The sequence below is a fragment of the Breoghania sp. JC706 genome (assembly GCF_037026715.1).
Taxonomy (GTDB): domain Bacteria; phylum Pseudomonadota; class Alphaproteobacteria; order Rhizobiales; family Stappiaceae; genus Breoghania.
In genome coordinates this window covers 34,748-56,052 of the sequence record NZ_JBANCG010000014.1, presented here as the reverse complement: position 1 = coordinate 56,052, position 21,305 = coordinate 34,748, and the positions used below count along the sequence as shown (strand labels likewise).

General features: G+C 63.6%; 17 protein-coding genes and 1 tRNA gene. 6 read left to right on the top strand and 12 right to left on the bottom strand.

Going from position 1 to position 21,305, the window contains the following annotated elements:
- Positions 1 to 18 precede the first annotated feature (18 nt).
- Both crtD and V2L18_RS21935 read left to right on the top strand, forming a co-directional pair.
- Entirely contained in the window at positions 19 to 1,629 is a 1,611-nt protein-coding gene (crtD, locus tag V2L18_RS21940) for a 1-hydroxycarotenoid 3,4-desaturase CrtD (protein ID WP_336180487.1), read from the top strand.
- Positions 1,587 to 2,483: a carotenoid 1,2-hydratase gene (locus V2L18_RS21935; protein WP_336180486.1), complete on the top strand. Its 897-nt coding sequence runs from the start codon at positions 1,587 to 1,589 to the stop codon at positions 2,481 to 2,483. The genes crtD and V2L18_RS21935 overlap by 43 nt, the downstream gene beginning before the upstream one ends.
- Positions 2,484 to 2,624: 141 nt before the next feature.
- Here V2L18_RS21935 and V2L18_RS21930 read toward each other — a convergent pair whose 3' ends face one another.
- Genes V2L18_RS21930 through bchI form a run of 5 tightly spaced genes read right to left on the bottom strand, consistent with a single transcriptional unit; the run spans position 2,625 to position 9,183 of the window.
- Positions 2,625 to 3,785: a phytoene/squalene synthase family protein gene (locus tag V2L18_RS21930; protein ID WP_336180485.1), complete on the bottom strand. Its 1,161-nt coding sequence runs from the start codon at positions 3,783 to 3,785 to the stop codon at positions 2,625 to 2,627.
- The gene (gene crtI / locus V2L18_RS21925) at positions 3,782 to 5,356 is read right to left on the bottom strand and encodes a phytoene desaturase family protein (RefSeq protein ID WP_336180484.1); all 1,575 of its coding nucleotides are present in this window, start codon (positions 5,354 to 5,356) and stop codon (positions 3,782 to 3,784) included. The genes V2L18_RS21930 and crtI overlap by 4 nt, the downstream gene beginning before the upstream one ends.
- Entirely contained in the window at positions 5,353 to 6,279 is a 927-nt protein-coding gene (bchO, locus tag V2L18_RS21920; RefSeq protein ID WP_336180483.1) for an alpha/beta fold hydrolase BchO, read from the bottom strand. The genes crtI and bchO overlap by 4 nt, the downstream gene beginning before the upstream one ends.
- Positions 6,276 to 8,147, bottom strand: a complete 1,872-nt coding sequence (locus V2L18_RS21915; RefSeq protein ID WP_336180482.1) for a VWA domain-containing protein — start codon at positions 8,145 to 8,147, stop codon at positions 6,276 to 6,278. Before V2L18_RS21915 ends, bchO begins: the two co-directional genes overlap by 4 nt.
- The gene (gene bchI / locus V2L18_RS21910; RefSeq protein ID WP_336180481.1) at positions 8,140 to 9,183 is read right to left on the bottom strand and encodes a magnesium chelatase ATPase subunit I; all 1,044 of its coding nucleotides are present in this window, start codon (positions 9,181 to 9,183) and stop codon (positions 8,140 to 8,142) included. The genes V2L18_RS21915 and bchI overlap by 8 nt, the downstream gene beginning before the upstream one ends.
- 614 nt (positions 9,184 to 9,797) lie before the next feature.
- Here bchI and V2L18_RS21905 point away from each other — a divergent pair.
- On the top strand, positions 9,798 to 11,600 hold the full coding sequence (locus V2L18_RS21905) for a DEAD/DEAH box helicase (protein WP_336180532.1): 1,803 nt from the start codon (positions 9,798 to 9,800) through the stop codon (positions 11,598 to 11,600).
- 291 nt (positions 11,601 to 11,891) lie between these two features.
- Positions 11,892 to 12,563 carry a transglycosylase domain-containing protein gene (locus V2L18_RS21900; protein WP_336180480.1) on the top strand — a complete coding sequence of 224 codons (672 nt, stop codon included), beginning with the start codon at positions 11,892 to 11,894 and terminating at the stop codon, positions 12,561 to 12,563.
- Positions 12,564 to 12,872: 309 nt separating this feature from the next.
- Here V2L18_RS21900 and V2L18_RS21895 read toward each other — a convergent pair whose 3' ends face one another.
- The 7 genes from V2L18_RS21895 to V2L18_RS21865 all read right to left on the bottom strand — a co-directional run bounded on the left by V2L18_RS21895 (position 12,873) and on the right by V2L18_RS21865 (position 18,327).
- Positions 12,873 to 14,255 carry a nucleotidyltransferase family protein gene (locus tag V2L18_RS21895; RefSeq protein ID WP_336180479.1) on the bottom strand — a complete coding sequence of 461 codons (1,383 nt, stop codon included), beginning with the start codon at positions 14,253 to 14,255 and terminating at the stop codon, positions 12,873 to 12,875.
- A gap of 107 nt (positions 14,256 to 14,362) precedes the next feature.
- Positions 14,363 to 15,028 (bottom strand): glycosyltransferase family A protein, encoded by a 666-nt coding sequence (locus tag V2L18_RS21890; RefSeq protein WP_336180478.1) that lies wholly within the window; start codon positions 15,026 to 15,028, stop codon positions 14,363 to 14,365.
- Complete coding sequence (locus V2L18_RS21885; RefSeq protein ID WP_336180477.1) at positions 14,994 to 15,782, bottom strand: glycosyltransferase family A protein; 789 nt, start codon at positions 15,780 to 15,782, stop codon at positions 14,994 to 14,996. The genes V2L18_RS21890 and V2L18_RS21885 overlap by 35 nt, the downstream gene beginning before the upstream one ends.
- Positions 15,779 to 16,843, bottom strand: coding sequence for a hypothetical protein (locus V2L18_RS21880; protein ID WP_336180476.1), 1,065 nt, complete (start codon positions 16,841 to 16,843; stop codon positions 15,779 to 15,781). Before V2L18_RS21880 ends, V2L18_RS21885 begins: the two co-directional genes overlap by 4 nt.
- Positions 16,837 to 17,250: a PqqD family protein gene (locus V2L18_RS21875; RefSeq protein ID WP_336180475.1), complete on the bottom strand. Its 414-nt coding sequence runs from the start codon at positions 17,248 to 17,250 to the stop codon at positions 16,837 to 16,839. Before V2L18_RS21875 ends, V2L18_RS21880 begins: the two co-directional genes overlap by 7 nt.
- Before the next feature lie 481 nt (positions 17,251 to 17,731).
- Complete coding sequence (locus V2L18_RS21870) at positions 17,732 to 18,124, bottom strand: DUF6538 domain-containing protein (RefSeq protein ID WP_336180474.1); 393 nt, start codon at positions 18,122 to 18,124, stop codon at positions 17,732 to 17,734.
- Between the two features lie 129 nt (positions 18,125 to 18,253).
- Positions 18,254 to 18,327: transfer RNA gene (locus V2L18_RS21865), tRNA-Gln, on the bottom strand.
- 631 nt (positions 18,328 to 18,958) lie between these two features.
- Here V2L18_RS21865 and V2L18_RS21860 point away from each other — a divergent pair.
- Positions 18,959 to 20,542, top strand: a complete 1,584-nt coding sequence (locus V2L18_RS21860) for a hypothetical protein (RefSeq protein WP_336180531.1) — start codon at positions 18,959 to 18,961, stop codon at positions 20,540 to 20,542.
- A 43-nt stretch (positions 20,543 to 20,585) separates the two neighbouring features.
- Entirely contained in the window at positions 20,586 to 21,296 is a 711-nt protein-coding gene (locus tag V2L18_RS21855) for an RlmE family RNA methyltransferase (RefSeq protein ID WP_336180473.1), read from the top strand.
- Positions 21,297 to 21,305 lie beyond the last annotated feature (9 nt).

The following is a 21,305-nucleotide window of genomic DNA, read 5'->3' as shown; positions in this document are numbered from 1 at the left end:
CAACTTGAAGGGCAACCAGTGGCCTCATCGAAACCGCAAGACCGGATCGTGGTCGTCGGCGCCGGCATGGGTGGCCTTGCGGCGGCTTTGAGGCTGGCCACGGCGGGCCGCCAGGTCCTCGTTGTGGAGGCCTCCGATGCCCCCGGAGGAAAGCTTCGCGAAGTGTCGGCGGGAGGGCGAAGGTTCGACACCGGACCAACCGTGCTGACCATGAAATGGGTCTTCGACGATCTGCTGGCCGGATGCGGCAGCAGCCTCGACAACGAACTCGCCTTGGAAAAGGCGGATGTGTTGGCCAGGCACTATTGGAGCGGAGGCGGGTCCCTCGACCTCTACGCCGACCCGGCGAGGACTTTCGAGGCGGTCGAGGCGTTCGCGGGGCGCCGCGAGGCGGACGGGTATCGGCGGTTTGCCACCGACAGCAGTCGGGTTCATGCGCTGTTGAAAGACACTTTCATCGACGCGACGCGCCCAAATCCGGTGAGCCTTTCCCGACGGATCGGTCTGTCGAAGGCCGGTGCGCTCTTCGCCTTAAGACCGTTTTCAACGCTCTGGGCCGCACTCGATGACTATTTTACGGACGAGCGGCTCAAGCAGCTGTTCGCCCGCTATGCCACATACTGTGGATCATCGCCCTACCTAGCCCCGGCGACCCTGATGCTCATCGCCCATGTGGAACGGGAAGGGGTCTGGATTGCGAAGCACGGAATGCACGTGCTGGCACAACGCTTCGCTGCACTGGCGGTCGGGCTAGGGGCGGATTTTCGGAACGGGACGCCCGTCGACGCCATCCTCGCCGACGCATCCGGACGGCGCGTCACGGGCGTCAGGCTGGCGGATGGAGAGGTCGTTCCGGCTTCTCAGGTCATCTTCAACGGCGATGTCGCCGCCTTGTCGGGTCTGCTTGCAAGCGGCAAAAGCAGGCGTCAACGCGCCGCTCCTGGCAGTCGTTCCCAGTCCGCGCTGGTTGTCTGTGGGCTCGCGAGGACCGAAGGCGTGCCCCTTGCCCACCACACCGTGTTTTTTTCCGACGACTACGAATCCGAATTCAAGGCTGTGTTCGAGCATCGGACACCACCCGCCGATCCGACAGTCTACGTCTGCGCGCAAGATCGGGATTCGGCAGGGGCCTTGCCCGCCGGCGTGCCCGTCGGAGCTGCGGAGCGGATCTACTGCCTGATGAACCTGCCGGCGGACGGCGATCGGCGCACCTACACGAAAAGCGAGTTGGAAAAATGTCTGGCAGCGATGGACCGCCGTCTTTCGGCAAATGGACTGACACTCGGCCGCGACGGCGGGGCGCAGGTGCTGACGGCACCGGATACGTTCCATCGGCTCTATCCGGCCACGGGCGGGGCGCTGTACGGCGAGGTGACGCACGGCTGGATGGCGTCGTTCAGGCGCCCGGCCGCGCGCGGGCCGCTCAAGGGATTGTATCTGGCCGGGGGGAGCGTCCATCCGGGGGCAGGGCTGCCGATGGCGGCGCTGTCGGGCAAAATCGCGGCGGACTGCCTGATGGCCGATCTGGGCTTGGGCGGCCCGAATTCGATTGGCCGGTTCCGCCCGGTGGCTATTGCTGGTGGTATGTGGATGCGACCAGCGACTGCGGCCAGTTCGCGCTCGCCGTGATTGCCTTCGTCGGTTCGGTATTCTCGCCTTACTATCACTGGGCTGGCCGCAAGGAGCCTGAGAACCACGTCGCGATCAATATAGCGCTTTATGGCCCCGGCGGACGTGCCTGGGCGATGACCGAGCGTGGGCGCAATAGTCTGACCCGCTCCAGGACGACACTATGCATCGGTAACAGTCGTCTCGTCTATTCTTCCGGCGGGCTGGAAATCATGTTCGAGGAAATTGCGCTTCCCTGGCCGGGGCAACGTCTTTTGCCCGCGAAGATCTCCGGGCGGATCGTGGTTGAACCGGAAATAGAGAACGATCGCCTCCACGAACTCGATCCGGAGGGCCATCACATCTGGCGACCGGTCTTTCCACGGGCTCGGATCTCCGTCCTGAGCGACAGCCTGCCGGAAGGTGGGTGGCAAGGCGAGGCCTATCATGATTTCAACGCAGGCGACCGGCCGGTGGAAGCCGATTTTCGCGGCTGGGATTGGGCGCGGGGGCGGAGTGGCGGAGATGCCGCGTTGATCCTCTACGACGCAGTCCTCAAGGACGGTCGGCGGCGCGCAATCGGGCTGACACAGGCCGCTGACGGCCGGTCCAGTTACTTTTCGCCCCCGCCGCGCAGCCCGCTTCCGACTGGTTTGTGGGGCGTTCGTGGGGGGATCGCGTGCGATCCCAGAGCCTCGCCGAAGCTTTTGCGCCGGCTTGAGGACACGCCCTTCTACAACCGCGCGCTCGTTCGCACATCGCTCTCCGGAGATCCCGTCACTATGGTTCACGAGACGCTGTGCTGCAGGCGACTGGCCAATCCGCTGGTCAGGCTGATGCTGCCGTTTCGCATGCCGCGCCGGCCATTCGGCTAATCGGCGGCTTTGCGCTCACGCTCTTTTGCCTCCTTGGCGCGGGCCGCGTCTCGCGCCTTCCGGAGATCTCTGCGCTGCCAGAGGTAAAAGGCGATCGCGAGAGCGAAGACGAATATCGCTTCGATCAGTCCGAAGTAGCTCTCAAACAAGGCTGGCAGCCTTTTCCCGCGCGGCGAGCCGCCGGGAGCGCCACTCATCTTTGGTACTGGATTGCAGACGCATCATGATCGTCAGGAACCGGCCCGGATCGGTCCGCCCGGTGCATGCCTTCGACGATTTTGCGGCAAAGGCTATAGCCGCAGCGGCAACCAGATCGGTGGCCGCCGGGTCGGGTGCCGCAGCCAGGAGGGCAGCCGATTCTTCCGGTTTGGAGACGTTCGCCGCGCGTGACCGCATCATCAGCGCCAACTTGCCGGCGAAACTGGTATGGGCACGCAGCGACACGCTGTCATATCCGTTGGCCGCGATGGCTGAGCCGATAGCCTCGTAAACGAGCGCCGCTGTCCGAATGGCCGGGCGGCAGGCTGGCGGCAGTGCACCGATGCCGGCGTGGCCCAGCCGATAGTGGCGGTCCGCCTCCTGCAGAAGGCGCCGGATGACGTCGCCGAGCGCGGGGGAAAAACAGGGCTCGTCGAGGAAGTCTTGTGGGTCCACGCCGGCCGCCTCCAGCCAGTCCTGAGGCAGGTAAAGGCGACCGTTGCGAGCATCTTCACCGACATCGCGGGCAATGTTCGTCAATTGCATCGCAATTCCGAGGTCGGCAGCGCGGGCCAACGCGTGCGTCTCCCCGGTTCGCATGACCAGCGACATCATCAGTCCGACGGTGGAGGCAACGCAGGTGGCGTAGTCCTTCACGTCTGCGATGGTCCGGTAGCGACGATTTGCGATGTCCATGGCAAATCCGTCCAGAAGGGCCTGGGGAATGGCTTTGGGGATCGAAAACTCGGCAACGGTCCGCGCAAAGGCGCGGTCGCAGGAGTAAGATGCCGGTGTGCCGCGGTAGATCAGATCGAGCCGTCCTTGGAGCTGGTTCAGTGCCTTTGGGCTCGCCCGGGCGTCGTCGATCAGATCGTCGGCGTGACGACAGAAGGCATAGAGCGCCTGAGCTGCCTGACGTGTCTCACGCGGCAGCATCATTGATGCGAGGTGAAAGGACTTGGAGCCTTTCCGGATGGCGGCGGCGCAGGCCCTCAGGTCCGACTGATGCCCGGAAAATCCGTAAGATGCTCCGCGGGAAAGGCGTTGCCTCACCGGCTGGGCAGGGGGCATGTCGCTGAACGCGCAAGGGACGATATCGCTCACGCTCGATCCCTCCCGATCGTTTGCCCGATGGATGACGGAGCGAAATTGGCCGGATCGGGGAGGAGCTCGGCGACGATCCGGGCGGAGCAGACCACGCCGGGCAGACCTGCGCCCGGATGGGTGCCGGCGCCGCAGAGATAGAGATTGTCAAGCTCCTCGCTCTTGTTGTGCGGCCGGAACCAGGCACTCTGGAAAAGCTTCGGTTCGAGCGAAAAGGCGGCTCCTTGCCAGGAAAGAAGTCTGTCGCGGAAGTCTATCGGCGTGGTCACGCGCGACGTGACGACGTGTCGGCTGAGATCGGGAAGGATCGTCTCCTCCAGGCGGGCGGCGATCCGGGCACGATAGACCTCGGCCATTTCGGCCCAGTCGGTTCCGCCGGCGAGGTGAGGGACGGGGCTCAGGACGTAGAATGCGTCGCAGCCGGCCGGCGCGACGGACGGGTCGTTCGCGGAGGGCCGGTGCAGATAGAGGCTGAAATCCGGGGCGAGCGTCTTGCTCCTGAAGATGTCGTTGAGGAGAGCCCGGTAGCGCGGGCCGAACAACATGGTGTGGTGGCCGACATCCTCGTAGCGACGGTTGGTCCCGAAATACCAGATGAAAAGGCTCATGGAGTAATCGGCGCGGCGGATCTTTCCATTGGTCCAGCGCTTGCGTGGGAAGTCCTTCAGCAGCTTGCCGTAGGTTGTCGCCGGATCGCAGTTCGAGATGACGACATCGGCTTCGACCGTTTCGCCGCCGACGAGACGCACGCCGGTCGCGCGGCGCCCGGAGGTGAGGATGGTCTCGACCGTCTCGCCAAGCTGGATCGTTCCGCCGTTGCGTAAGACGAGCTTTGCAATGCCGTTCACCAGCGCATTTGTGCCTCCGAGGGCATAGTGGACGCCATGTTTGCTCTCCAGATGCGCGATCAGGCAGTAGAACGAGGTCGCCGTGAACGGATTGCCGCCGATGAGCAGCGGATGGAAGGAAAAGAGCGTGCGCAGTTTGGGGTGCCGGAAATGCCGCGAGACGAGTGCATAGACCGAGCGGTAGCCGCCCAGACGGACAAGCTTGGCCAGCGCCTTGGCGGTGAATGACTTGCTGTGAAAAGGTTGTGTGGCAAACTGAAGGAAGGCGACCTCATAGATCCTGCGGCTTTCCGCCATGAAGCTGCGATAGCCGGGGACATCCTCCGGTGAAATTCTCGCGATCTCCGCCTCCATCGCCGCCTGATCGCCGGAGTAGCTGAAGACCGTCCCGTCATCGAAGCGGACCTTATAGAAGGGATCGTTTTGTCTGATGTCCACATCGTCCCTCAGGCAGCCGCCGCACGCGGACCAAAGCTGTTCGAACAGCCAGGGAGCGGTGATGATGGTCGGGCCCGCATCAAAAGTGAAACCATTCTGCCGATACGCGTAGGCGCGCCCTCCCGGTGCGTCGAGAGGGTCGAATATGGTGACGCGATAGCCGCGTGCCGAAAGCAGCGCGCCGGCCGTGAGACCGCCCACGCCGGCGCCGACGATAACGACGTGAGGTTTGCGGTCACCGTGCGCGGCCAGTCCCGAAAGATGAGGGCTTTGTGCGATCGTCATGCGGCATCAGACCCGTTCTTGCGACGATCGTGCAACGCGGCGGAAATCCAGGCATGGACACGTTCGGGGTCGCATTCGTGGAGCAGATGTCCACCGGTTTCCGCCATCGTCAGGCGCGCATCCCGGCAAAGGGCTGCCGCATGTTCGGAGCTCTTCGCCGGCACCATCGGATCGTCGCGAGCAGCGAGCAGCGCGAGGGAAACCGGCAGGCGTCGCAACATGGCAGGAAGTTGGCTCAGGTCCCAGGCGGCCATCATGCCGAGTGCCCCATGGACATGGCCAGATGACCCGAGCAGAAGGCGGTAAAGGGCCTGGCCTTCGGGGTCGATCTTGGATCCGGTGGCCGCGAGCAAGTTGCTTCCGAGCGGCGTTGCCTTCGCCAGCAGGGAGAACATGGAGGCGGAAAGGGGGGTGGCGAACAGCGCCTTGGCGATCGGAGACAACAGGCGCTTGCCCCGAATCGGCTCGAGTGCGCCGTTGACGCCGAAGACCATTTGCACTTGTCCCGCCCTGCCATCGCTGGTGTGGCGAATGGCGGCTGCCAGCGCGAGCGCGATTACCGCGCCAGCCGAATGTCCGAGGACGAAATCCGGGCGAACCTTAAGATGCCGAAGCAGACCGTGGAGTGAGGCGGTCATCCCCTCCAGCGATAGATCCGCATCGTCGAGCGGGCGGGTGAAGCCGTGGCAGGGCAGGTCCGGTACAACGACGTGAAACCGCTCCTGAAGGAGAGGAACGAGGGTGCGCCAGGAAAAGGATGCGGCCCCGGTGCCGTGAAGCAACACCAGCACCGGCGCCTGCCGGTGCCCGAAAGTCTGAACATGCCAGCGATATCCGCACGTCGAGTGAAACTGGCTTGCCTCGCGATGGGGCCAAGCCCGGCCGTCCGTCTCCCAGTCGAGCCAGGTGCGGTCCACGATCACGGGCGTGCCTCCTCAAGGGAGGTGTTGATGACATCGGACATCTGACGCGCATCTGCGTGACGCAGGAAATGGAGGTCCGCGCCCATGGCTTGCGCCAGCCCCGTGACGGCCTCTCGCCGCCGCCGCGCGATATCGATGCAGATGGAGCGTATCGCCTCGCTGCGGCAGCGCGAAGCCATGCCGACCAGTTGCTCAGCGGCAAGCGCTCGGTTCGGGGTGCCGTCCAGCGCGATGTTGCCGCGCCCGTCCGTCAGGAGCACGAGGATCGGGGTGCTGCCCTGGCGACGCAGGCCAAGCGCCATTTCCAGCCCCCGCACCAGGCCGGCGACAAGCGGGGTGGGACCGCCACCTGGCAGGTCGGCAAGCTTTCGCTTTGCCATCACCAGCGATCGGGTCGGGGGCAGAACCGTTTCAGCCGCGGTCCCGCGAAAAGCGATCATCGCGACCTCGTCGCGACGGACATAGCAGCGCGCCAGAAGCTGCTCGATGGCGCCCTTGGTTTCCCCCAGCCGTTCCAGTGCGGTCGAGCCTGACGCGTCAACGACGAAAATCGCCGTCGACGGGGTCTCGTGCCGCAGACGCTGATAGCGGTAGTCATCCCGCGTGATCAGCGGGCGCCGTCGTTTGGCGGCAGCGGGCAGCGTTACGCCCAGCTTGCTCTCCAGATCTTTCCGCTTTTGCATCCGGATAAGCTGCCAGGGGGCGGCAGCGCGCAAAGTCGCGATGACATTCGGACGGGCGTCCGGATAGGGGGCAGAACGTGCGACGGAAACGGGCCTGCCGCGACGGGTATTCTTGCGGGCGGCACCGGACTGGCCGGACCTGGCGCGGATGGAGGCTTTCGCCCGGCCCGGCGTAAAGTCCGGCAGCCCATCAATCGTGCCGGCTTCGACGGCTGCAAGGAGTGCGGCAAGTGCGTTGAGGGCGCGCTCGCCGTCCTCCGCGCTGTCCGGCGATCTCCGCGGCGGCTCCCCGTCATTTTCATTGTCCGATGAGCCTTGCGGCGAACCTTCCTGCGAAGGCGTCTCAGCATGATCGGGGCCAGGTTGTTGCTGTGGGCCAAGCGTCAACCCCAGACATAGCCTCAACGCGGTCAGGGCATCTTCTTCGCTGGCGTGCGTTCGACCGGAAAGGGCGGCGCCTGTCCGGCAAACGCTGACGAGATGCTGCAGCGTTCGCAGCGACGCGGCACCCGAGGCGCCGGCAATCGCGGAGAGAAGCCTCACCATATCGTCGGCAATGGTGACCTTAAGATGGTTCGGCCGGCCGGCAGCGCATTGCTCGGGATCGGCAGCCGAGATCCGGCTCCAGAAGACGGCATTGAGGTCCACGACTAGGCCAAGCCGCTCTGCGAGCGCGGCTGGAAGCCTCTCTTCCGGCCCGGCGCTCTCATCAATCGCAATCACCGTGAATTCTGTCGGGTCGCACTCGGCTTCCCGGTCGGAACGTCCGACCCTGGTGCTCTTTCGCGTATCCATCGCATTGCCGATCAGCGCGGCGGCGGATGGCTCCAAGCGCTCCGCCATCGGAACAAGCAGGACGCCGTGATGGGCCCTGGCGAGCAATCCGGCCTGGCTCACGAGGCGCCCCGCAACAGCGGTCGCCGCAATGTCGATGCTGCCCGTCAGTGCCGAAAGGGGGACGGCTGTCGGCACGCGAACCCAGTTTTCGTCGGGCGAGAGAGCAGCGCGGAGATATTCCAGATAGGCGTCCCGCACGCCGCCGGCGCGTGCCTTCAGCCAAAGGCCGCCGACAGATTTTCCGCCTGCCCGGAGAATTCTTGCGGCGAGAAGGGCATCCCGCCACGGATCCGGCCCGGCCGACGGCAAGACCGCTTCGAAGTCGAGGAGGGCGCCGAGGTCATCCATGCCCAACCAGAACCTCCGCACCAACGGCGGCCACGGCCCGTTCGATGCGCGGCGCGCTGCCGGCGTCGTCCAGCGGATCGCGGCGCAACCGGTGGCACAGCACCAGTGGCGAGATGTCGGATACATCGTCCCAGGTCACCTCCAGCCGGCCGGCCAGGGCCGCTGCCGCTCGGCAGGCACGCATCAGGGTCAGCTCACCGCGCATGCCATCGATGCCGAGGCTCATGCACAGCTGCGACATGCGAGCCAGCACATGGTCGGGGATCTCCACTTGCCGCAGGATACGGCGAGCCTTGACGACGTTGTTGCGGATCGCCGCGTCCTTGCGTGACCACCTTTCAAAGAACGCGTCGGGGTCGGCTTCATAGGCGTCACGCCGACGGATCACCTCGATGCGCTGGCCGAGATCGACGATCGTCCTGATTTCCACGCTGAGACCGAAGCGGTCGAGCAGTTGCGGTCTGAGATCGCCTTCTTCCGGATTGCCGCTGCCGACCAGGGTGAAGCGGGCTGCGTGGCGGATGCTAAGGCCCTCGCGTTCGACGACATTGACACCCGAAGCGGCTGCGTCGAGCAGCAGGTCGACAAGGTGATCCTCGAGGAGATTGACCTCGTCGATGTAGAGAAAACCCCGGTTTGCTGCGGCCAGGAGCCCAGGCTCGAAATCCTTCTCGCCGGCCACCAGCGCCTTTTCAAGATCGAGCGCGCCACAAATGCGGTCTTCCGTGGCTCCGAGCGGCAGATCGACCATGGGCGTTCGAATTTTTACCGATTTCGCAGGTTTTTCGCCGTCTTTACGATTGCAGACCGGACAATGCTCCTGCGGTTCGCTTGGAACGCAATTGAACCGGCAACCGCTTCTGACCTCGATCTTCGGCAACAGGTCGGCGAGGGCGCGGACGGCGGTGGACTTGCCGGTGCCGCGGTCGCCGAAGATCAGGACCCCTCCCAGAAGCGGCTCGACCGCCGCCATCAGCAGGGCCCTTTTCATATCTTCCTGAGCAACGATCGCCGAGAACGGAAAAGGTTTGGACATGGAAAGCCGCCAATCTTGAGTGTCAATATAAGTTGACACATTTTGGCAGCGGAATGAAGGGGGAGCGGTGTTTTTCTTTCGGGGCGCCGAAGAGACGAAAGAGGTTCGATTGGAGCGCTAATCCGTGATCCGGCAATCGATCTCGCTTCTGGCCGAAATCGTGAAGCCCCGTGGCCGCACCATCTGTCCGCTCGCTCTTCGCTTTCCGGCGACAACGCACTGGAAATGGTGATTTCGGAAGCGGCCATTTCGGCCAGTCGATACCAATTTTGGAATTTCCGACTTCGAACTCGGCCGGGAGAAGAGGGCTCGCTTCGATGCCCAAGAGGGACGCTAACGCTTTATCGGCCCACACTGGTTTCGGGAAAGTCCCTCTTCCGGGCAATCGTGAGGGGCGGATTCGATACGGTGGGCTTTTCCGCGGTGGTCACCGGCGACGCTGTTCCTGTCTCCTTCAGGGATCCACACCTTAGAAACCCCATTGTACCAGTCAGATGAGGCAGCTCGGTGTTCATCATCAACCCCGCTTTCCAAAAGAGCGGAGATACCTGGCAAACTATCGCTGCCCAATGCGCACGCATTGTGATATTCGGCGGCCAACAAAGATGGTGACCATGACGCCGAATACCAACTCTACCCCCACCCCCCCGAACGCAGCCATACATCCGGCCCTCGCTTCCGCGCTGGCGGCGAAGGGCTACAGCCAGCTGACACCCGTTCAACTGGCGATGACGAACGAGGCATATCGCGAAGCTGACCTTCTCGTCTCGGCGCAGACAGGTTCGGGCAAGACGATCGGCTTCGGCATTGCGATCGCGCCGACACTTCTTGGAGACGCCGATCGTTTCGATGCTGCTGCTGCACCGCTGGGCCTGATCATCGCTCCAACGCGCGAACTCGCCATTCAGGTTCAACGCGAACTCGACTGGGTCTTTGCAGAAACTCAGATCAGGATCGCGACCTGCGTGGGCGGTATGGATATCCGCGGCGAGCGACGTGCGCTCGAACGCGGCGCCCATCTTGTTGTCGGCACGCCGGGCCGTCTGCGCGATCACATCACGCGGGGCGCGCTTGACCTCGGCGCCATTCGTGCGGTGGTGCTCGATGAAGCCGACGAGATGTTGGACCTTGGCTTTCGCGACGACCTGGAATTCATCCTCGGCGCGGCGCCAGAGGAACGCCGAACGCTGCTTTTTTCCGCAACCGTGCGACGTGGTATCGCCGAACTGGCCAGTGCGGTGCAGACCGATGCGGTGCGCGTGGAGACGATCGCGCCGACCGAGCAGCATGCGGACATTGAATACCAGCTGATGTTGGTGCGGCGCGACGAGCGCGAGCACGCCATCATCAATACGTTGTTGGATACTGACAGCGAGAGCGCCCTGGTGTTCTGCCACACGCGCGAAGCGGTTCGCCATCTTACGGCGCGCCTCGTCAATCGCGGCTTTCAGGCGGTTTCCCTCTCGGGTGAGATGGCGCAGTCGGAACGGTCGAACGCGCTGCAGTCCATGCGGGACGGGCGCGCGCGCGTCTGCGTGGCGACCGATGTCGCGGCACGCGGCATCGACCTTCCACACCTCGACCTCGTGGTTCACGCCGATCTGCCGAGCAACCCGGAGACCCTGCTGCACCGGTCCGGACGGACCGGCCGCGCGGGTCGAAAGGGGGTCTGCGTGCTCATCGTTCCCGAACACAGGCGCGGTGCTGCCCACCGTGTGCTCGGGTTCGCCAAGCTGACGGCGACCGTGCGCGCCGCGCCCGGCATCGCCGAGATCGAGGCACGCTACCGACGCCGGATCCTCGATGCCGCCGCCTCCGCCGCGGAGCCTGACGAGCTGGAGGCGGATTTCGTGGCGGAGTTGCTGGAGCGGGCCGGTCCTGAGCGTATCGCAGCTGCGTTCCTTCGCCAGCAACTGGCCGCAAACCCCGTTCCCGAGGAACTCTCGCCGCTTCCCGCCGAGGCCCTGCAGGGCAAGGGACCCGCGCGTGCACGGCGATCTCGGGAAGAACAGGCGCCGTCCCGCGAGCCGCGTGGCCCTGCCATGGAAGACGGCGTCTGGTTCACGATTTCGCTTGGGCGCCGGCAGCGCGCTGATCCGAAATTCCTTCTGCCGATGATCTGTAACGCCGGCGGCGTGACAAGACGCGATGTCGGTGCGATCCGGATCGACGATACCGAAACCCGTTTCGAGATTTCCGCCGACAAGGCCGACGGCTTTGCGCAGCATCTCAGGCAACCCGGTAGCCTCGAGAAAGGCATCCGGATCGCGCCGGCCGGCGAGGTGGGCGCAAGGCCGCTGCCGGCGAAACCGAAATACAGGTCCGACGGCAAGCCGCCGCGCAAACACAAGGCCCCGGGAGCCGATCGCGGCAAGCCGTCGAAACACAAAAGCCGCAAGCCAAAGCGCCCGGCCTGAACGGAGTGATCAGGATCCGGCTTGGGCCCGATCCTGATCGCGAAGGGTGTGAGGAGGGTGGCTGGTTGTGTGTCGCTTTTCCGGCTGGCGCGGTGTGTCGATAGCCCCCGTTTCGGCATGGAGGCGCTAGGTTGCGACTGTGGATTCCCTGTTTGCCGACCATTTCGGGCAGTTCCAAGCGCACCCTAGGTAGACCGGGTTTGCCCTCCTTATCTTGAAGCGAAGGGTTCGTTTCGAAGGCTTTACTTTAGAAATGTATTATTTTTTCCTTAAGCTATTTCGGGTGGTATAATGAGAAAGATGTTTAGGTCTGTATTTATTTTCGTTCTTGCCTCGGTTTTTGCGGCTGCTCTGTATGGCGGGAGTGGATATTGGGACGCTCTTTCCGATGCGCCGCAACTCGCTAGGCGAGCAGATGAATTAATCGCCCAAGGACGTGATGGAGCATCGCTTGGCGAGGAACATCTGGCGATACTGCTGGCGGTAGAAGACCCGAATTTCAACGAACACTCAGGAGTGGATTTTTCCACGCCTGGAGCGGGGAGCACGACGATCACGCAATCGGCTGCCAAGCGCCTCGCCTTTGAGAATTTTCGCCCGGGCATCGCGAAAATTAGGCAGACCGGATACGCAATCGGCTTGGAAAGTCGGCTTTCCAAGGAGCAGATTCTTGCACTTTGGCTCGATACGCTGGAAATGGGGGAAGGTCCAGAAGGCTGGATCACGGGCTTTTATCGGGCAAGTTCCGCGATCTATTCACGAATGCCAGCCGAGTTGAACAAGAGCGAATTCACCCGTCTGGTAGCCGCTCTTATCGCGCCTGCATCCTATAATCTCCGTGAGGATGATACTGCGCTTAACGAACGCGTTGGTCGGATTGAACGACTGATGGAGGGAACGTGCGCTCCTGAAGGGCATGGCGACGTTTGGCTCACGGGATGCAGGCAATCTTCAAATGATTGAGTCCAGCGTGTAGGCAGCCCACCTCTGCGATGGAGCGACCGACTTGGGAGGCGCACAGCGGACCACGGCTATCTGGCCGTATTGCTCTCAATTCCGACGACTGACGTCGTCCACACCTGGTATCCGGACGTGCCGAGACAGGCGAGGGCGCCAGTACCAGATGTTGTCGCAGCACTGGAGGTTCGCGGCGGGGTGATATCGAGACAATGCCAATGGTTCCCCAGCTCTGACGGCGCCCGATTAAGGCCCGTCCTGAGGATCAGTTATTGGCGTTGATCGTGCCTTGTCACCCGCGGTCTTTGGTGTTCGTCACGCAATGGCGATGCGAAACGGCATGGCCCCGAATTTCCGCAGATCCTCCGGCGAAGGGCGCAGGGGGAGGGGGCCTGCCGGGCGCGACTCTATCCAGACATCCGCCGGGTCTATGTCATCGGGCAAAGCAATTGCAGCTGTGGCGACCGCTCTCCCGCGTCCGGTCATGTCCCGGAACTTGAGCCTGAACAGGTGGCGATCGGAGGTGTTGACTTCCAGGATGTGTCGACGTGCCACGCCCACGTTTCCGAAATCAACGACAAGCCCGAACCGCAGTTGCCCGGCATCCAGGGGAAGACGCCGGATCAGGACGGGTTCCGCACCGCCAAAATCAAGTCCTGTCGCCCCAGTTCGCCGCATCTTTCGGGTTCGTTTCGAAGTCCCGTCAGTCTCGGCCACATTTACCGCCCGAATCCGCTCCAGATGGCGCTGCTTGAAGGCTCGCCGGGCGAGACCGCTGATGATCGAATGCGTATCACGCGCCCGGAAAAGAAAGAGCGCTTCGAGATAGGTGAGCCGACTTGCCCTGGCCTCGTGCCGCACCTCCGCGAGTACCTCCGCCGGGATCGCAGCGTCGAGCGCCTTTTCCATGTAGCCGAGAGCGATTGCCGCATGCGGCAGCATGTTGAGCGAGCGGATCGTCTTCAAGAACAACGGCCAGTCGATGCGCCCTTCACCGATCAGCCGGGTGCAATCCACGATCCAGTCGCAATGGTGTTGGGCGTCAACCGCGCCATGGGCGATTGCGATGGTGAAGAGATCGGTAGGGGCTGGCACCAGGACACGTGCGCCCATGAAGGATGCGGCGCGGGCCCGCTCCCAGATGCCGGTCTCTGCTGGATTGGTGTGAGAGACGGTCCGGCAGATACGACTGTGGATGTCGATGTCGCCGGCGGGCGGCTTGAGGAAGTTCATACCGTGGAAGCGGGTGCCCAGCGCCTTCAGATAGAGAAACGAGGCGCCGTGGTCGGGACGCCAGCCGGCTGTCTCGAGTTCATCGAGCACACGCGGGTAGTCGTCGGGATGGATGACGATGTCGATATCGTGGGCGATGCGACCCTTGAGACTTGCCATGTCGAGAGCGGACTGGGCCGCGCCCTTGATGACGAGCATCGGCACGCCCGCCTCCGACAGGGCCCGCAGCACCGGTTCGGCCCCTTTCAGGGCAAGGCGGGATTTGCTCCACAGCATGCGCACGATGCCGTCGATACGGCCTCGTTCGTGAATGGCGAGGCGGGAGGCGGGAAAGCGGTCCGCGGCACGCACCAGCAACCGCTGATCGGCGAAGGTCGCGGCATCGAAGTCGGTGGTCGCCAGCCACTGCCGGAGCGTGGCGGCCGCGCGCGCCTCGTTGGCACAGGCCGCGGCAATGATCAGCAACTCTCTCGGGCCGCGTGGCCATGCCCATTCGGGGGAGGGAAAGGGCCGACGCCTCGGCTGGGGTGCCAACCCGTTAGACCCGGCCGCGTCCGGTGCTGGGCCCATGGTCAGTCCTCTCGTGCCCTGCGGCGGAGGATCGCCTGCCGTGCGGCAAACAGATAGCCGCCATCGCGCTTTGCCGCGCCGCTGTTGCTGAGGCTTCCGGGCCGGATACGGCGCAGGGCAAGTGTCTCGTCGAGCATGGCGAGCCGGTGCCCGCCCTCGCGCACGCGTGCCAGCCAATCCACCATGTCTCCGCATCCCCCTGGGGGATCGATGATCGGGCCGGCCTGTTCAAATACCGCGCGTCGGATCGCCATCGTCGAACGCAGCCAGCCCTCTACGTGGGATCCGGTTGGCTGTTGTCTTGTACGATGAAAGGCAAGGATGTTGCCGAACACGCCGGCAAGCGCGGGCTCGCCTGCGAGCCGGGCAAGCTGCGTCTCCATCTTGTGCGGCAGCCAGATGTCGTCGGCGTCGAGAGTGGCCACGAGCGGGGCCGTTGCCGCGGCAAAGCCTGCCGTGGTCGCCGAGCCGACGCCACGGTTTTCCTGATGGATGACGATGATGTCATCGCCGTTGGACCTGACCACGTCGCCAGTTCCGTCGTTTGAACCGTCGTCGACGACGATGATCTGCGTCGGCGGCACACTCTGCGCCCGGATCGACGCGATGGCTTCGCCAATGAAGTCGGCCGCGTTATACGCCGGTATGAGAGCGGTGTAGGCGTTCATCGTTCCATCGTGCCAGTTCAGCGATATGCGTGTCGGTGAGGAAGCCCTTCGGCAGCGGCGGCGCGCCGAGCTTGCGGCGGCGGTTGGCGGCGCGCAGGAATGCCCGCACGGTTTCCCGGTGTGCCTGTTCCACGTCGTCCGTGACGCTGCCGTGGTTGCGCCGATAGTAGACGCCCACCTCGCTGTCGATCAGGTGGGCGACGGGGCGTTCGAACATCCGAAGGATGAATTCCGTGTCTTCCGCCTGCGCCAGCCTTTCATCGAAAGGCCCGAGCCCACGCACGAAGCCGGCGCGATAGAGACCGGCGCCGAGCTGAATGATCCGCCCGTCGAGCGTGCGGCTGGAGGGGGCCGGCGCCAGAAGTTCGCTGTCCTCCTCTTCGAAGAAGCGGGCGGCGCCGTAGATCATCTGAAGCTCAGGCCGGGCTGCGAACTTGGCAAGGTCGCGCCGGAACCTGTCCGAGGGGGAGAGGTCGTCGGCGTCGAGGAAGGAAACGAAATCCGCTTCCGCCGACATGGCGGCAAGACAGGCATTGCGCGTTGCCGAGATCCCGCAATGGGGGCGCTCCAGCAGACGGATCTCGGGCGCGGAGGCCGCCAGGCTCTTCACCACGGTTACTGTCGCGTCTGTCGAGCCGTCGTCCACCACGACGATTTCCAGCGTCGCCGCATCGCGCTGTCGCAGGAGCGACTTCAGGGCCGAGGCGATGGTGCGTTCGGCGTTGTAGGCGGGCATGAGGATCGACAGCTTCACGGGTGCCCTTTCGCGATGACGCCGCCGATAAAACCGGAGACTTCGGCCGGGTCGGTGCCGAGATCAACCCGCCAGGCCGGCAGTTGCCGGCAGAGATTTGCGAGAAACACCAGATCGGCCCGCCAGGTGCCAAAGAGCTGGGCGAAGCTGCTGGCAGCAAGCGCCAGAACCGCCTCCTTTGAAGAGGCCGGCCCCGCCTTCGTCCGCGTCTCGCCGCTGACATGCGGCAACAGGATCGCCTTTGCCCGCATCGCGGGAACCGTGGCCGAGGGACAAAGACGGGCGAATTCGAATTCGAGCTTGCCTTGCCAGTTTGGGCCCTGAAATATCGGTGCTTCCGGGGCTAGGCCCAGCCGGCGCAGGCCCGTTGCATCCTGCTTCATGATTTTCAGGATCGGCCGGGTAATGGCCTCACCGTCGGCCAGCTCGGCAAGCACGTAGTCGTCGCCAACGCTTGCATGTCCGTGCAGGATCCCGCCAAGTGTGGTGCCCGACTTGCCCGCTCCGCCGGGCCCGGCAAGAAGCACGCAGTCGCCGCCGAGCCCGAGCGTTCCGGCGTGTATAAGCGGGCGGGAAATGCCGTGCATCGCCCAATGGACGAACAGACGCAGCGGCATCGACGCCTCCCAGGGAGGGGGCGTCTGCGGGGTCGGCATGAGCTGAACGCCCTCGCCAGTCTCGGGATCGTAGAACAGCCAGACATCGCGATCGGGATCGTGGACGCCCATCAGACCGTCCACCTGAAGGGCATCGCGCACCGGCCCGCCACCGACCACGCTGTCGGACCACACGCAACGCGGCATGTCCGGGACAAGCGTGGCGTCCAGCACGGTCACCCGCAGACCGCGTTGCGGCGTACTGGCCATGTCATCGACCGCGTAGACGCGCGTCAAGGCATCCGCGTAGGCGGGATCGGCAAAGGCGGCTTCAAAGTCCAGTCCATGCAGGCGCAAGCGGCGATGCGTCAGCCGGCCATCATCACATGTCTTCGCGAAGGCCAGAGCATCCCGTGCAAATCGGCCGAGGTCCGCCCGGTCCACTTTGCGGATGTTCGTCAGCACGCGGACGCCTTCTGCTGGTGAGGCCAACCGGCTTCCTGATCGACATCATGCACTGGGTCGGCGCGGATCAGATCGGCGAGATCGTCGAACACCTCGACTGTCGGCTCCGTATCGAAGCAGGCCAGTGACGTGCGGGTTTGCGGATCGAGCGCGGTATCGCCCTCTTCCGACGTGATCGTCACAAGCTTGAGGTCGACGAGTTTCGTGATCAGGGGGTCTAGCGATCTGCCCAGAGCGTCTTCTATGGCCGAGGGAGCGATGCCCGATTGCAGCAAGTTCCAGATGGCGCTCGCGCCGTGATCGAACCCGAAATATTTTCCGGTTTCCAGATCGAGAACCACGAGTTCACCATCGAACTCTTCGCACACCAGGTCAGGATTAGCGAGCTTGAGCCTGCCGGTTTTCATCTCTCTTACCTGTAGGGACATGCAGATATCGAAAACGGAATGTTTCGAAATGGCTGGGGGGAAGTGGGCAGTTCGCTTGTGATCGGTCGTGTCTAGCAGTCGCACTCATCTTTTGGCAAATTGTAAATCCTGCGGTCTTCTTGATTTTCACGCCCCAGATTTCCCCGCGCAGCAGCATTGGCACCCGCCGACAGTCCCCTCCGGATCCGGTCCGGGTCAGATTCCGCGAACGTGAGTATCGCAGATTTCCTTGGCCCGTCCCTCAGCGCCGGTCTGTTGTCCGGTAGTTCAGCACGGCACCGGCCGTGACTTCCGAATAGGCGATCACGACGTTGCAGCCCCGGACGTAGCAGGTCTTCGCATCCGCTGCGCTCTCCTGGGGATCCGGCTATAGAAGAGTGCGACCTGTTCCTCGGCGATCAGGCCGGTCGACTGCGGCTTGGCTGCTGCGGCAAACAGATCCGCGCGAGGATCCTTGTCCTTATAGATGGCGTTCCTCCTGGGAGAGCTCGATCGGCGCGAGTTCCTGATCGATGACGACGAAATCGAGCCCGGCAAGTCCGAGGATTTCTACCACATGGGGAGCGGGGGCTTTATGAAAGTCCCTACCAAAAGTTCGCCCGCGCGATCGTAGATTCTTTGTGATTGGCTTGTCTTTGGTCATCGATGCCCACGGCCGTCGGAATTTCAGTTCGGCGAGCAGCGTGTTGAGCCGCAGCGCCATGTAGCGCGCGCGGTCATGGTCGGACTGCCTCAGACTGAATGACAGCTTCTGGTTAAGGTCGGCTTGCGAAATATGCCGAGGCACGCGAGGGCGCCAATACCAGATGTTACCGCGGCGCTGGAGGTTCGGGACTGCGTGATATCGAGCCATTGCCCAATGTTTCCGAAAGCTCGGACGGAACCCGATGGGGACCAGTCCTGGGCATCAGTCGGTCGATTGAGCAGTCAATCCGGAATTCTTTTCCGAATTACTCAATGATATCAATGCACTGGAAAGAGTTGGCTGGGGAACCTGGATTCGAACCAGGACTAACGGAGTCAGAGTCCGCGGGTCTACCGTTAACCTATTCCCCAGTGCCTGTTGAAATAACCTGCGCAAGCCATTCCACTTGCTTGGCTTTCAACATTTGAGCGGATACAGAGCGTGTCGCCCGGTCCGCTGTTCACCGCCTCTGTGATCAGTGAACGGAGCGCCTTATAGCGTGGGGTCGAGAGACAATCAACCACCCCCTTTGAAGTTTTCGACAGGCTGTTGAAGCCGGCCGAAATCGGGAAAAAGCGCTTCCAATTCAATGATTATGGGAATTCGGCGGATATTTTCAACCCGTGGTATTTTCGGATCTTTTGGAAAAGGGCGGACTATCGCGGCTTTGCAGGCAGTTTTTTCGCACGGAGGAGATGGAAGTTCGTTCACCGTCATATGCCGTCGCCAGGAACTGTTGCCGGTTGCGGGGACGCCGGGAGGTGATAGACTTGTGCACAACTAGGCAACTAACGGTCGCCGCAGCCGCGCCGTTCCAGGAAGCGCTGTGCGATCAAGAGGTTCGAGACCTTGAGCGATTCGGAAGACGGTGGATCCATCCGCCAGCCTTCCGCCAAAGCGAACACGAGAAGCGCGCAGAAGCGAGCCAAGCGCCGCAAGCGTGCCCGGGCCCGGAAGTCGGGCAAGCAGGTTGAAAGCGGTGTATCCGCGTCGCAAGCGGCGGTGCATGGCGCTTCGACCGTGCAGACGCCAACCGTGGCCGACACGTGTTCGCCGGGTGGAGAGCGCAGACAGAAGAAGCGACGTCGGCGCAAGCGGTGCCGCGACGGGGAGGGTGCGCATGGCGCTGCCCGACCGTCTCACGCGGGCAAAGACGCAACGCCGGCAAACGGCAAACGCGCCGTACCAGCGGGGCGCGAGCAAAGTCCGCGTGCGGACGACGGCAATGAGTGCGTGGTCGAACGTGCTCGGCAAGCCGGTTCTGATGAGGGGGGCGGCGAGACGACAGGGCGCGCGGCGTATACGGTGCGGCGCGGTAGCCGGTCGGCCAACGTCGCCAAAGCTGCAATCCGCTCGGCCGGTCCGGGGGCGGAGCGCCGATCCGCCCCCGCAGAAAGTCGGTCCGCGTCTGGGAAAGGCGTGCATGTCGGTCCTCGTCGCGAGGAACATCCACGTCGGGCGCCGCCGCCGTCGGACCGGCACTCCGTGCCGGGGCGGGCGAGCGGGGCCGTGGCTGCACTTCCCGGCGAAGCCCGCGGGGCCCGTGCGGAACGCGATCCGAGGGCGGGCGACTATCGCGGTACGCTTTACGCCGCGCTCGATCTTGGAACCAACAATTGTCGCCTGCTGGTCGCAAAGCCGGAAGGCCGCTCCTTCCGGGTGGTCGATGCCTATTCGCGCATCGTGCGGCTTGGTGAAGGCATCGGCTATTCGCACCGACTTTCGGATGCCGCCATGGTGCGGGCAATCGAGGCGCTGTCTGTCTGCCGCGACAAGCTGGCCCTTTGCGGCAGTCCCGTACGAATGCGGCTGATCGCGACGGAAGCCTGCCGGGCGGCGGAGAACGGACCGCTCTTCATCGAGCGGGTCCGGGCGGAGACTGGGTTGGCGCTTGAAATCGTGACACGGGAAACGGAGGCGCGGCTCGCGGTGGCCGGCTGCACGTCTCTGGTCGCGCCGGATGCGGATGGCGTCGTGTTGTTCGATATCGGAGGCGGGTCGTCGGAGCTTGTCTGGCTTGATCTCAGGAACCGCTGCGGGGCGCGGGGGCTTGCGCTCACCCGTTTCATCCGCCATTGGACGTCGCTGCCGCTCGGCGTCGTGACGCTGGCGGAGCGCCATGGCGGAACGAAGGTCGGGCCGGAGAGCTTCGAGGCGATGGTGGAGGATGTGTCGGAACATCTGACCTCCTTCGCCATGGGGGCGATGCTGAGCGATGCAATCAGCTCCGGCGATGTGCATATGCTGGGGACATCCGGCACGGTGACCACGCTTGCGGGCGTACATCTGGGGCTTGAGCGCTACGACAGGCGGCGTGTCGATGGAACGTGGCTGGCCGATACCGATGTGTCGGCGATGATCGAACGCCTGCTCGCCATGCCCTATGAGGAACGTGTCGATAATCCTTGCATTGGCGCGGACCGGGCCGACCTCGTGCTCGCGGGCTGTGCGATTCTGGAGGCGATAAGGCGGCGCTGGCCGTGCAAGAGACTTCGCGTGGCCGATCGTGGCCTGCGCGAGGGTATTCTGATGGAATTGATGGCTGCGGACCGCAAGGGGCGCAAGCCGGGCCGTCCTCGCCATTGATAGTGGCGGACGACGGACCGAACGGAAGTGTTTGGGAGCGGAAATGAGCGGCGACGACAAGCGCGGCAGTGGCGATCGCGGAATGCATGTACGGGTGAAGACCGCGCGCGGGCGCCGGTCGTCGTCCACCAGATGGCTTCAGCGGCAGTTGAACGATCCCTACGTGCGGCGTGCCAAGCAGGAAGGCTATCGTTCGCGGGCTGTCTTCAAGCTTCTGGAAATCAACGAGAAGCATGATTTCATCAAGCCCGGCATGCGGGTGGTGGATCTCGGCGCCGCCCCGGGAGGCTGGAGCCAGATCATTGCGGACCGCGTCGGTTCCACAGATACGGACCCGCATGTGGTTGCCATCGATTTTCTCGACATGGACCCGATCCCCGGGGTCGTCTTTCTGAAAAAGGACTTTCTGGACGACGACGCGCCGGAGGTGCTGAAGGCGGCGTTGGGCGGTCACAAGGCCGATCTCGTCCTTTCCGACATGGCGGCCCCCACCACCGGCCACAAGCAGACTGACCACCTGCGCACGACTCATCTTTTCGAGGTGGCGGCCGACTTTGCCCGCGAGGTGCTCGTGCCCGGCGGCGTGTTTCTCTCCAAGGTCTTCCGGGGAGGCACGGAAAACGCGCTCCTGGCGGAGCTGAAGAAGGAATACACCTCCGTTCACCACCTCAAGCCGCCGTCGAGCCGCAAGGAAAGCCCGGAGCTTTTCGTTCTCGCCAAGGGCTTTCGCGGCAAACCGGACGGCGACCGGTAACGAACGTCT

Coding starts and splice junctions, on each gene's coding strand:
- crtI (WP_336180484.1), bottom strand. CDS start 5,356: ATGACGATCGCACAAAGCCCTCATCTTTCGGGACTGGCCGCGCACGGT.
- V2L18_RS21915 (WP_336180482.1), bottom strand. CDS start 8,147: ATGGATGACCTCGGCGCCCTCCTCGACTTCGAAGCGGTCTTGCCGTCG.
- bchI (WP_336180481.1), bottom strand. CDS start 9,183: ATGTCCAAACCTTTTCCGTTCTCGGCGATCGTTGCTCAGGAAGATATG.
- V2L18_RS21905 (WP_336180532.1), top strand. CDS start 9,798: ATGACGCCGAATACCAACTCTACCCCCACCCCCCCGAACGCAGCCATA.
- V2L18_RS21900 (WP_336180480.1), top strand. CDS start 11,892: ATGAGAAAGATGTTTAGGTCTGTATTTATTTTCGTTCTTGCCTCGGTT.
- V2L18_RS21890 (WP_336180478.1), bottom strand. CDS start 15,028: ATGAACGCCTACACCGCTCTCATACCGGCGTATAACGCGGCCGACTTC.
- V2L18_RS21875 (WP_336180475.1), bottom strand. CDS start 17,250: ATGAAAACCGGCAGGCTCAAGCTCGCTAATCCTGACCTGGTGTGCGAA.
- V2L18_RS21870 (WP_336180474.1), bottom strand. CDS start 18,124: ATGGCTCGATATCACGCAGTCCCGAACCTCCAGCGCCGCGGTAACATC.
- V2L18_RS21855 (WP_336180473.1), top strand. CDS start 20,586: ATGAGCGGCGACGACAAGCGCGGCAGTGGCGATCGCGGAATGCATGTA.